Source organism: Xanthomonas sp. SHU 166, from assembly GCF_000364685.1.
Taxonomy (GTDB): domain Bacteria; phylum Pseudomonadota; class Gammaproteobacteria; order Xanthomonadales; family Xanthomonadaceae; genus Xanthomonas_A; species Xanthomonas_A sontii.
In genome coordinates this window covers 1-11,725 of the sequence record NZ_AQOJ01000172.1, presented here as the reverse complement: position 1 = coordinate 11,725, position 11,725 = coordinate 1, and the positions used below count along the sequence as shown (strand labels likewise).

11 protein-coding genes are annotated in these 11,725 nt (G+C 69.6%); 5 read left to right on the top strand and 6 right to left on the bottom strand.

What is annotated here, in order from left to right:
* Positions 1–311: 311 nt before the first annotated feature.
* The 4 genes from D180_RS06320 to D180_RS06310 all read right to left on the bottom strand — a co-directional run bounded on the left by D180_RS06320 (position 312) and on the right by D180_RS06310 (position 4,348).
* Positions 312–1,904 carry a choice-of-anchor Q domain-containing protein gene (locus D180_RS06320; RefSeq protein ID WP_017912125.1) on the bottom strand — a complete coding sequence of 531 codons (1,593 nt, stop codon included), beginning with the start codon at positions 1,902–1,904 and terminating at the stop codon, positions 312–314.
* A gap of 286 nt (positions 1,905–2,190) precedes the next feature.
* Complete coding sequence (locus tag D180_RS06315) at positions 2,191–3,741, bottom strand: cryptochrome/photolyase family protein (RefSeq protein WP_017912124.1); 1,551 nt, start codon at positions 3,739–3,741, stop codon at positions 2,191–2,193.
* Positions 3,742–3,793: 52 nt separating this feature from the next.
* Positions 3,794–3,958 carry a DUF2256 domain-containing protein gene (locus D180_RS22885; RefSeq protein ID WP_081616418.1) on the bottom strand — a complete coding sequence of 55 codons (165 nt, stop codon included), beginning with the start codon at positions 3,956–3,958 and terminating at the stop codon, positions 3,794–3,796.
* Between the two features lie 27 nt (positions 3,959–3,985).
* Positions 3,986–4,348 (bottom strand): hypothetical protein, encoded by a 363-nt coding sequence (locus tag D180_RS06310; protein ID WP_017907949.1) that lies wholly within the window; start codon positions 4,346–4,348, stop codon positions 3,986–3,988.
* A gap of 108 nt (positions 4,349–4,456) precedes the next feature.
* On the opposite strand from D180_RS06310, the gene D180_RS06305 reads away from it, so the two are divergent.
* From D180_RS06305 to D180_RS06285, 5 genes are all read left to right on the top strand, one after another.
* On the top strand, positions 4,457–5,044 hold the full coding sequence (locus D180_RS06305) for a DUF2199 domain-containing protein (RefSeq protein ID WP_232760360.1): 588 nt from the start codon (positions 4,457–4,459) through the stop codon (positions 5,042–5,044).
* Between the two features lie 13 nt (positions 5,045–5,057).
* The gene (locus D180_RS24465) at positions 5,058–5,438 is read left to right on the top strand and encodes a hypothetical protein (RefSeq protein WP_232760358.1); all 381 of its coding nucleotides are present in this window, start codon (positions 5,058–5,060) and stop codon (positions 5,436–5,438) included.
* Between the two features lie 55 nt (positions 5,439–5,493).
* Entirely contained in the window at positions 5,494–6,369 is an 876-nt protein-coding gene (gene ttcA, locus D180_RS06295; protein WP_017912120.1) for a tRNA 2-thiocytidine(32) synthetase TtcA, read from the top strand.
* Between the two features lie 112 nt (positions 6,370–6,481).
* Complete coding sequence (locus tag D180_RS06290) at positions 6,482–7,387, top strand: recombination-associated protein RdgC (protein WP_017912119.1); 906 nt, start codon at positions 6,482–6,484, stop codon at positions 7,385–7,387.
* Positions 7,388–7,454: 67 nt separating this feature from the next.
* Entirely contained in the window at positions 7,455–8,246 is a 792-nt protein-coding gene (locus tag D180_RS06285; RefSeq protein WP_017912118.1) for a SprT family zinc-dependent metalloprotease, read from the top strand.
* Positions 8,247–8,927: 681 nt separating this feature from the next.
* On the opposite strand, the gene D180_RS06280 is transcribed toward D180_RS06285, so the two are convergent.
* Both D180_RS06280 and D180_RS06275 read right to left on the bottom strand, forming a co-directional pair.
* A complete protein-coding gene (locus tag D180_RS06280; protein ID WP_017912116.1) occupies positions 8,928–11,123 on the bottom strand; it encodes a methyl-accepting chemotaxis protein in 2,196 nt (731 codons plus the stop codon).
* Between the two features lie 227 nt (positions 11,124–11,350).
* On the bottom strand, positions 11,351–11,725 hold a 375-nt coding region (locus tag D180_RS06275), incomplete at its 5' end, for an alpha/beta hydrolase (protein WP_017912115.1).

Below are 11,725 nucleotides of genomic sequence, written 5' to 3'. Positions count from 1 at the left end.
GCTTGCCCTGCCACTGGCTGGCGACCGAGGCGCGCAACATCGCCTCGTCGCAGTCGTCTTCCAGGATGTCCTCGATCATCTCCTGGATCTCGTCCTGGGAGTAGAACCCGGACCAGACCCATTTGCGGATCTCGTCGGACACGTAGGCGTCGGATTCCTTCACGGTCGCTCCTGCGGTCTTCGGCGCATGCCGCTCGCACTGTAGCAGGGTCATCCAGTCGCGTTGCTGACGATCGAATCAATACGCGCGGCCGCACCGGCCAGGCCGGCGCGACCGCACGCTTTCGTGCAGCGAACGAAGGCCGATCGACCTACTTGACCTCCACCGCGCCGAGATCGCACACCGCGGTGTTGCGGGGATTGCCGCGCTGGTCGATGGCGGCGCAGCCGCTGCCTGCATTCAACGCCGGGCTGTTGGCCGCGGGCAGCTGGGTGAGCGTCGGCCCGCCGTTGCTGGCCGGGGCCGACAGCAGCGGATCGGCCGCTTTCACGGTGCCCGCGGCCAGGCAGGCATTCGGCCACACCGCGCCCTTTGCCGAGTATTCGATCAGGTTGTTGCCGGTGTTGCTCTGGTTGTTGCAGAACACGCGCTCGGTCTTGGAGTACAGGATGCTGTTGCGGAGGTCGAACCTGTCGCCGAACAGGGTCACCCACGGCGTGTTTTCGGCGAAGGTGACGTTGTTGAAGCGCACGCTGGGGCTGCCCTGGTCGCCGTTGGCCGGCTGCCAGCCGACGTGCTGGATGGCCGCGCCCACGCCTTTCGCGTAGTTGCCGTAGAAAGTGCTGTTGCTGACGTCGCAGGCGCCGTAGCAATCCAGGTACAGCGCGCCGGCGTTGCCCTGTTGGGCCTTGTTGGACAGGAAGCTGGTTTCGGCGACGTTGATGGTGCCCGGCGTGGTGATGGCGGTGCCGGCATGCGAGGTGTCGGTGAAGCCCATGCTGATGCGCGCGCCGCCGCCCGGACCGCCGGTGGCGACGTTGTTGGCGAAGGTGGAGTACTTCACGTCGATGGTGTCCGGCGCGTACGCCCACAACGTGGCGCCGCCGGAGCCGTTGGCGGCGACGTTGTTGCGGACCACGGTGCCGCACACCGCCAGCATGCCGCCGCTGCCGACGCCGCCCTTGAGATAGCCGGCCAGCGATGCGCCGTCGGTGTCGATCGCCCCGCCGCCACCGAAGTTGCCGGCGTCGGGGAAGCCCTGCGGCGCATTGATCGCCTGGTTGTTGGCGAATTCCGAGCCGACGATGGTGAGCCGGCTGAGCTGGGTGTACAGCGCGCCGCCGAGCCAGGAGCTGTTCTTGTAGAAGCCGCTGCGGACGATGGTCACCTCGGCATCGCTGCCGGCGAAGATCGCGCCGCCACCGATGCTGCTGCGGTTGGCCAGGAACTGGCTGTTGATGACTTCCAGCTTGCCGCGGTAGCCGACCTTGATCGCGCCGCCGCCCCAGGTGCCCGGGTCGTAGGCCTGATTCGATGCCGGCTGCACGGAGCTGCCGTTCTGCAGTTTCAGGTTGCGCACCGACAGCGCGCTGCCGGCATTGACCAGCAGGATCCGGGCGGACTGGCGGCCGTCCAGGGTGATCTTGCCCTGGCCGTCGATCACGGTGGGCGTCGTCGCCGCGATGGTGATCGAATGGGCGACGGCGATGCTGGTCGGCTTGCTGCCGCAGTTGAAGGTGATGTAGCCGCCCTGCGCCGCAGCGGTGGCCAGCGCACTGGCGGTGCAACTGGCCTGCGTGCCGTTGCCGACCACGGTGGTCGCGGTCGGCAGCGCCCAGGCCTGCGGCACGCTGCATTGCGGCGCCGCGGGGACGGCGGCGATCGCCGTGGCGGCGGTCATGAGAGCGAGGACACCCAGCGCGCGTGCGCTGGTGGTGAGGGAGAACGTCGTGGTCATGATCATGCTCGATAGGGTTGCGGGGGAACAACACGACGCGCGGCAGTCATCCGACCGTCATCCACGTCGCTGACACCTCGAGTGCAACCGGCGGCCTGCGCCGACCGGCGGCATAGGGTGCTTGAGCGCGTGTCGATCGGCCAGAACGCAGGTAGCAGTTCGCACGATTGCGTGCGCCGGGCATGCGACAGCGTGTCGATGCGCGGCGCGCGGCACGCTTTGGGTGCGTCGCAGGGCACGTTCCCGCATCGCATCCGGCCGCTGCGGATGCGCGCGAGGCGCCTGGCCCCCGCTACAGCGTGTCCAGACGTTCGCGCAACTGCTGCGCCTGCGCGCGCAGGGCCTGCAGTTGCGTGGCCGGCAGCTTGCCGAGCTGGCGGTAGACCATGTCCAGGCGGCGATTGCGCCCCAGCGTGTCCTGGTGCCGAGCGAAGAAGTCCCAGTACAGCGCGTTGTAGGGACAGGCACGCGCGCCGGTCTTCTGCTTGCGGTCGTAGCGGCAGCCCTGGCAGTAGTCGCTCATGCGGTCGATGTAGGCCGCGCTGCTGACGTAGGGCTTGGTCGCGAGCAGGCCGCCGTCGGCGAACTGGCTCATGCCGACGGTGTTGGGCAGTTCGACCCATTCGAACGCGTCGATGTAGACGCCCAGGTACCAGCGATGCACGGCAGCCGGATCCAGGCCGGCGAGCAGGGCGAAGTTGCCGATGACCATCAGCCGCTGGATATGGTGCGCGTACGCGTCCTGCAGCGATTGGCCGATGGCGTGGTGCAGACAGCGCATGTGCGTGTCGCCGGTCCAGAACCAGGCCGGCAGCGGCGCGTCGTGGCCGAGCGCGTTGCGCGCTTCATAGCCCGGCATGTGCGCCCAGTAGATGCCGCGCACGTACTCGCGCCAGCCGAGGATCTGCCGCACGAAGCCCTCCACCGCCGGCAGTGGCGCGGTGCCGGCGCCATAGGCCGCCAGCGCGCGCTGCACCAGTTCCTGCGGCCGCAGCATCTTGGTGTTGAGGGCGAAGGAAAGCTGCGAATGGAACAGGCGCGGACTGCGCGTGCTCATCGCATCCTCGTAACGGCCGAAATGCGGCAGGGCATCGGCGATGAACCGATCGAGGCAGACCAGCGCCTCGGCCCGGTTCAATGGCCAGCGCACCGCCTCTGCCTGCGGCTGACCGAAACTGTCCGCGCCGGCGGCCTGGATGCTGGCCCACAGCGCGCGGTGATCGTGGGTCGGGCGCGCATCGGGCGGTGGCGGCGGCTCGCCATGCCAGGGCTGGCGATTGTCGTGGTCGTAGTTCCACTGCCCGCCCTCGGGCGTGCCGTCCGCTGCCAGCAGGATGCGGTGGCGCTTGCGCATGTGCCGGTAGAAGTGCTCCATCAACCATTGCGGGCGCCCGCGGAAAAAATCCGCCAGTTCGCCGCGGCGCGTGTAGAAGTGCGTGCTGTCCACCGCCTCGACGACGAAGGCCTGCGCCGCGCCCCACTGCCGCAGTTGCTGATCCAGGCGCCATTCGTCCGGATCCTGGTACTGCAAGCGCTGCGCACTGTAGTGCGCCATCAGCGCCTCGAGATTGGCGGGGATGGACTGGCGATTGCTGGCATCGTCGATCGCCACGTAGCGCACGCGGTGGCCGGCGCTGCGCAGGTGCCGGGCGAAGTCGCGCATCGCGGCGAAAACGGCCAGGATCTTCTGCGCATGGTGCAGGACGTAGTCGGTCTCCTGCCGCACTTCCATCAGCACATACACCACGCCGGGATCGCGCACGTCGAACCAGGCGTGCTCGGGATCGAGCTGGTCGCCGAGTACCAGGCGCAGGGTGTGGGCGGTGGAGGGCACCGGACTCATGCAGGGCGGCACGCCCACGGGCATGCGGTGGGCCAGCGCACGGCCCGGCAGCTCACGGCGCCTCCGGCGCGCGCACGCGCTTGCGCTCGCCACGGCAGCGGTCGGAACAATACTTCACCTCGTCCCAGACCTTCTCCCACTTCTTGCGCCAGCGGAACGGCCGGCCGCAATGCAGGCAGGGCTTTTCCGGCAGATCCTGTTTCTTGCGCATGCCCATCCACAGCTCGCCCAGGCTCGCCGTCGCTCACTCCTGCGCCGGCCACTCGCGAAACACCACGCAGACCGTGGTCGGGTCCAGCATCGCGAACTCGCGTGCGCCCCAGGGCTTGAGCGCGACGGTACGGCAATTCGGATGCAGCCACTGCGGCGCACGTGCGGACAACTCCGCATAGATCGTGTCGATGCTGTCGGTTTCGATGCCCAGTTCCGGCCGGTCCTTCGCCGCCCACTCGGCGTTCTCCACCAGATAGGCCTTGGCGCCGTCGCGTGCGATCACCGCCATCGTGGCGTCCTGGTACAGCACCTGGAATCCCAGGCCGCCGACGAAGAAATCCAGCCCGTCCTGCATGCGCGCGTAGAAGATCTTGGGGATGAGGTTCTTGAACATGGGGCGACCTTGCGTCGGTGACCAGTGGCGAGTGTAGCGGGCCGGTCCCGGCACGGCATGACGACAAAAACAGGGGCGCCGGATGCCTGCCGCGCGCCGAGGCTGGCGATGCCGCAGGCGGCTACACTGGCCAGCCTTCTTGCCGCCTCGACCCCAACCATGACGTTCCGCTTCACCTGCAGCGCCTGCGATCAGGTCCACGAAGGCATGCCCGGCTTCAGCGTGGCGGCGCCGCTGAGCTATGCGCTGATTCCGGAGGCGCAGCGGGCCACCCGCTGCGAGCTGGGCTCGGACGATTGTGTGATCGACGAGGCTCACTTCTTCGCCCGCGGCTGCATCGAGATCCCCGTGCATGGCCACGCCGAACCGTTTTCCTGGGGCGTGTGGGTCTCGCTCAGCGAAGCCAGCTACCTGCAGTGGGTCCACTGTTTCGATCAGCCGCAGCGTGCGCATGTGGGGCCGTTCTTCGGCTGGCTGAACACACGCCTGTCGCCGTATCCGGAGACCGCCGGTCTCAAGACGCAGGTCCATCTGCGCAACGACGGCATTCGCCCATGGATCGAACTGGAGCCGACCGCGCACCCGCTCGCAGTCGAACAGCGTGAAGGGATCTCCGAGCAGCGGGTGGCCGAACTGTTTGCGCTGATGACGCACACATCCATCTCCGTTGCGACGGACCAGGGGACGACGCCATAACGCTGTCGTCGGTGTGGATGTTTGTGGGCCGCGGGCCGCGTTTCCGTCCGGTGTAGCGGAGGCGCGGAGCCGCGCGCGGCTCCGCGGCGGTACGCTGACCCAAGACCCCGAATCGGAGCAGCACATGGGATATGAGTATCGCCTGACGTTTGCCGACGCCGATCCAGCAAAGACACGGCAAGCCATCGGCCAGCTGCCGGGCGTGGAAGATGCGGACGCGCGCGATGCCGGCGCCGCCGCGCTGGCACGACCGATGCCGGACGCAGTGTTCTGGTGCACCGCAGACGGCCTGTCCTTTTGCGCGAACACCAGCGAGGGACTGCGCTGCCTCGGCACCGTCATCGCCCGCCTGACCAGCACGTTCGGGACGGTCGAGGTGGCGGAACTGGAATGACCGGCAACGCCGACCGCGCGGTGCCGCGCCAGCCGCGCCGACTACACTACCGCCGATGACCTCGCCCCTGCCCCTGCCGCCGCTGCACCCGCTCGCCGATCCCACACCGCCTGCCGCCCGCAACGCCGTGGCGTTGGGCAAGCGCCTGTGCCGGCAGGTGGGCCAGGCCATCGCCGATTTCGGCATGATCGGTGCCGGCGACAAGGTGATGGTGTGCCTGTCCGGCGGCAAGGACAGCTACACACTGCTGGACATCCTGCTGCAGCTGCAGCGCAAGGCGCCGGTACCGTTCGAGCTGGTGGCGGTGAACCTGGACCAGAAGCAGCCGGGCTTTCCCGCCGACGTGCTGCCGGCCTACCTGCGCCAGCGTGGCGTGCCCTGGCATGTGATCGAGCAGGACACCTATTCGGTGGTCACCCGGGTGGTGCCGGAAGGCAAGACCCTGTGTTCGCTGTGCTCGCGGCTGCGCCGCGGCGCGCTGTACCGCTACGCGACGGAGAACGGCGTCACCAAGATCGCGCTGGGCCACCACCGCGACGACATCGTCGCCACGTTCTTCATGAACCTGTTCTTCCACGCCAAGCTGGCGGCGATGGCGCCGGTGCTGCGCAGCGACGATGGCCGCCACGTGGTGATCCGGCCGCTGGCCTACGTGCGCGAGGACGATATCGCCGCCTACGCGCAGGCACAGGCCTTCCCGCTGATCCCCTGCACGCTGTGCGGCAGCCAGGAGACGCTGCAGCGCCGCCAGGTCGGGCAACTGCTGCAGCAGTGGGACCGGGAGCATCCGGGGCGCGTGGAGCAGATCGCCCGCGCGCTGGGCAACGTGCATCCGGCGCAACTGGCCGACCGCGCGCTGTTCGACTTCGCCGCGCTCGGCGGCGCCGCCATGGCGCCGGCCGGTGCCTGGGCGGACGACCCGCCGGGCTGATCCATCTCGCTGAACCGCCCGATGCGGTGCCGGGGCGAGCGCGATGCGACAATGGCCGCCGCTCCCCGGCGCATGCCGCCGGACCGTTCCGTTTCCTTCCGCTGGATGCTCGATGTTCTTTCGCAATCTGACCCTGTTCCGCTTCCCTACCACGCTCGATTTCTCCGAGGTCGAAACGCTCCTGCCGGAGGCCCTGCTCAAGTCGGTCGGCCCGCTGGAAATGAGTTCGCGCGGCTTCATCTCCCCGTTCGGCCGCGACGAGCAGGAAGCGCTGTCGCACCGCATCGCCGACTTCCTGTGGCTGACCGTCGGCGGCGAGGACAAGATCCTGCCCGGCTCGGTGGTCAACGACCTGCTCGCGCGCAAGGTCGCCGAGATCGAGGAGAAGGAAGGCCGGCGCCCCGGCGGCCGCGCGCGCAAGCGGCTCAAGGACGACCTGATCCACGAGCTGCTGCCGCGTGCCTTCGTCAAATCCTCGCGCACCGACGCCATGCTCGACCTGCAGCACGGCTACGTCGCCGTGGACACCTCCAGCCGCAAGACCGGCGAGAACGTGATGTCGGAGATCCGCGGCCTGCTCGGCAGCTTCCCGGCGCTGCCGCTCAACGCCGAAGTGGCGCCGCGCTCGATCCTCACCGGCTGGATCGCCGGCGAGCCGCTGCCCGAAGGCCTGAGCCTGGGCGAAGAATGCGAGATGAAGGATCCGATCGAAGGCGGCGCGGTGGTCAAGTGCCAGCACCAGGAGCTGCGCTGCGACGAGATCGACAAGCACCTGGAAGCCGGCAAGCAGGTCACCAAGCTGGCGCTGGTGCTCGACGACCACGTGTCCTTCGTGCTCGGCGACGATCTGGTGATCCGCAAGCTGAAGTTCCTCGACGGTGCGCTGGACCAGCTCGAGCATGCCGACCAGGACGGCGTGCGCGCCGAACTGGACGCGCGCTTCGCGCTGATGAGCGCCGAAGTGCGGCGCCTGTTCCTGTTGCTGGAAGCGGCGCTGAAGCTGAGCAAGGCCGACTGATGCCGCGGCGCAAGCGGGTGCACGCGGCTGTCACCGTGCGCACCCGTGCCGGCGGTATGCTGTGCCCATGCCCGATCTGCTCCGTCGCCTGATCGCGCCGCCCCCGGCGGCCGTCGAACGCGACCTCGTCCGCTTCCGCCTGGACGAGCGCGAGGTCGAGGTGCTGCGCGTGCGCGACCCGCGCGCGCGGCGCATCAAGCTCAGCGTGGACGAACGCGGCGCCCGCCTGACCCTGCCGCTGCGGGCGAGCCTGGTCGCCGGCGAGCGCTTCCTGCTGGAGAACCGGCAGTGGCTAGCGCAGCAACTGTCGCGCTATGTCGCCGCCGAGACGCTGACGCCGCTGCGCCCGGGTGAGGCCGGGGAACTGCCGCTGCGCGGGCAGTCGCTGCCGGTGGCCTGGCACGACGCCCGCTACGCGCGCATCGAGGTCGCCGACGGCGTGGCCCACCTGCACCTGCCGCCACGCGGCGGCGACGCAGCGCTGCGCCGCGCGCTGCGCGATTTCTACGAAGCCCAGGCCCGCGCCGACGTCGGCCGCTGGCTGCCGCAGTACCTGCCGTCGCTGCCGCGCGCCCCGCGTGCGGTGCGCTACAAGGTCATGTCCTCGCAGTGGGGCTCGCTGGCGCCCGACGGCAGCATGGCGCTGGATCTGGCGCTGGTGCTGGGACGCCCCTCGGCGTTCGAGTACGTGCTGGTGCACGAACTCTGCCACCTGATCCAGGCCAATCATTCGCCGGCGTTCTGGCACGAAGTGGAAGCGCGCTTCCCCGACTGGCGCGCCGAGCGCACCTGGTTCCACCAGCACGGTCGCCAGCTCAAGGCCCATCTGCGCTGGCTGCTGCGGCCGGATCGCGACTGAAGGGCCCATCCACGAACGGTGGGAAACACTCGGCGGAAGCCGCTCCTGAAGGACAGGCTGCATCAGACAGATCGGCTTGGGCGAGAGCACGTTCGTCGAAGCGCTCGAAGACGCTGCGGCGGGTGCGCCCGGACCGCGGCTGAACACCGAACATCGTGGCGCGATCGACGGCTGCGGCGAGGCTGCGGTCGAGCGGCGAATCGGGCACGCATGCTGCGCTGCGGCACGACATGGCGCAAACAGGGATGCGAACAAGGGGGAATGAGCAGGCGGGTGGGCACGCCGATGCGGTCGCATCGCGGTGTGTTGGCCCAGCGCTGCGGAAGCAGAACTCCATGCAGCGCCCGGCAGGCCCCCTCTCCTCCCGCCTACCGCGAATCAGGCGCGACCTCCGGCGCCAGCGAGGCGGTACGGTCCGTGCGGCACTACGCCGGCATGTCAGGACGCCGGGATCGAGCCGCGTACACAGGACGTATCGCGTCTACGCCTGTTGACGGCAGGCGTGGGCGCAACTTAAGCGAAAATTTTTCTACACACAAGCTTCACGATGGGTGTGTAGGGAACACACCTACAGGCCTGTCCGCATGCCCCTGACGTGGGTGCGTCCGGCCTGGCGATCGACGCCGTCGCGGTCGTCAACCGCACTGCCCGCGGCGCGCCGCTCAAGGGAACGCTTCCGCATCAGGCGCTGCGCGCATAGTCGAAGCCGGCTGGCGCAGGCTGGATCGCCAGCACCGGCAACGCCTGCTCCGCCGGCGGGACCGACGGTGCCGCGTCGGCCAGCCGGAACACCGCCACCGCCTCGCTCAGACTGCCGGCCTGCTGCTCCAAGGCGCGCGATGCGGCCGTGGCCTGCTCCACCAACGCCAGGTTCTGCTGGGTGCTGCGGTCCATCTGCGCCATCGCCTGTCCGACTTCGTCGATGCCGGCGGCCTGCTCCTGCGAGGCCGCCGCAATGCCCGCCATGAGTGCATTGACCTCGTCCACCGAGGCCAGCACGCGCCCCATGGTGCGGCCGGCGTCGTGCACCTGCGCCGAGGCCACCGCGACCTGGTCCACCGAGGCCTCGATCAGGCGCTTGATCTCCTTGGCCGCATCGGCCGAGCGCTGCGCCAGCGCGCGCACCTCGCTGGCGACCACCGCGAAGCCGCGGCCCTGCTCGCCGGCACGCGCGGCCTCCACCGCGGCATTGAGCGCCAGGATGTTGGTCTGGAAGGCAATGCCGTCGATCACCGCGATGATCTCGCCGATCTTGCGCGAGGCCGCTTCCACGCCCTGCATCGCACCGACCGCCGCATCGATCGAAGCACCGCCCTGGCCGGCCACGGTCGCCGCGGCGTCGGCCAGCTGGTTGGCATGGTGCGCATGGGTGGCGTTCTGGCGCACGGTGTCGGTCAGGCGCGCCGCCGCACGGGCGGTGCGCTCCAGCGTGCCGGCCTGTTCGGCGCTGCGCTGCGACAGGTCCTGGTGGCCGCCGGCGATGGCGCCGGCCTCGGCATCGATCGCTGCGGCCGCGTGCTGGATGCCGGCCACGATCGCCGCGAGCTGGTCGGCGCTGGCGTTGGCATCGTCGCGCATGTCGGCGAACACGCCATGGAAGTCTCCATGCATGCGCACGCCGAGGTCGCCGCTGGCGATGGCGCGCAACAGCCCGGACAACTCGCCCAGGTTGCCGTCCACCGTCGCCATCAGTTGGTTGAGGCTCTCGAGCATGATGCGGAAATCGTGCTGGTGCGCGCCGAGATCGGCACGCGCGCTGAAGTCGCCGGCCGCGGCGGCCTCGGCCAGATGCCAGATGTCGCGGCTGAGCGTGCCGAGGTTGGCCTTGATCGCATCCATCGCCTCGGAGATCGCGGCCTGCTCGCCGGGCAGGCGCGGCATGTCCTCGCTGAGATCACCGATGGCGTAGCGCCGCATCAGCGCCACCATCGACTGCGCGGTGCCCACGTGCAGGTCGACCAGCGCATTGGCGTCGCGCAGCAATTGGCCGTAGTCGCCCGGGAAGGCGGCCGCATCGCCGCGGCAGGCGATGGCGCCGTCGGCATGCCGTTGCGCCATCCGCCGCTGCTCGGCCAGCACCGCGCGCAGTTGGGTCTGCATGGTCTGCATGCTGCGCAGCAGCTCGGCGGCCTCGTCGTTGCCCTGTGCCGGCAGCACCGCGTCGAGTTGGCCGGCGGCGATCGCCGCGGCGACGCGAGTGCCTTCGCGCAGCGGCCGCACCAGGCTCTGGGTGATGCACCAGCCCAGCCACGCACTGACCGCCAGCAACAGGCCGCCGCCGAGCAGCAGCAGCCAGCGCGCGCGGGCCATGGTGGTCACCGCCTGCGCATAGGAGCCGTCGCTGAGCGTACGCAGGTGCGCGGCGTTGCGCTGGATCGCCTGCTGCCACTGCGCCAGCAGCGGCTGCAAGGTGTACAGGTGCAGGGTCTGCGCATCCAGGTTCTGGTTGTCGGCGGCCATCGCCAGCACCTGCGACTGGAACGGCTGCACCTGCACATAGGCCTTGTCGATCGCCGCGCGCAGCTGCGCGCCGGTGCGGTCGGCCGGGTCCAGGCGCAGCGCGAACAGCTTGCGCCGTGCCTGCGCGTAGTCGCGCTGGGCCTGGCCGATCGCGCGCACCACCGCCTGCTTCTCGTCGGGGTTGGTCAGGATGACGTCGTTGAGCAGGCCGATCTCCAGCCGCGCCTGCGCCGCGACCATGGCGTTGGACAGGCGGATCTTCTCCATCTTGTCCAGGGCGATGTCGTCGAGCTGCTGGCGCGCCAGCGCCATCGACGCGAGGCTGGCCACGATCAGGGCGCCGCAGATCAACAGCAGGGCAGCGAAGGCGAAGGTCAGGCGTGGGCCGACCCGGTAGCGGCGAAGGAGGCGGATCATGGAGGCGCGGCGTCAGGGCGAAAGGTGCGCGCTACGCTGTGCGCCGAAGTTTTCCGAACCGCGACGGCACGGCGACAACATGTCGAACTGTGACGCCGCGAAAGGAACAATTGCGGCGGCCTGCGCAGCACCGGCGCCCACTGCGTCGCAGTGTGCGTGCGCGATGCCCGGATGCGATGGTCGCGGCGGCGCAGACGCATGGCGACGCGGTCAGCGCCGCGTCTGCGTCAGAGGAAGCCGTGCAGCAACGCGGCCACCGCCGCCGGTTGTTCCATGTGCAGGTGGTGGGTGCCGGGCAGCGTGTGCACGCGGCCGTCGCGCAGGCACGCCGCGCGCGTCAGGCGCAGCGACTCGGGCAGGATGTCCTGCGCCGGATCGGCGAACACCACCGCGGTCGGGCACTCGATGCCGGCCAGCAGCGCCTGCATCTGCGGCTCGGTCGGGCGGATCGCGGTGGGCAGGGTCAGCCGGCGGTCGCTGCGCCACACGTAGCCGCCGTCCACCGCGCGCACGCCGCGTTCCACCAGCAGCCGCGCGGCCGGCTCGCTGAGCTGGTTGGCCAGCATCCGCGCCCGCACCGGCGCGGCCAGATCGGGAAAGAC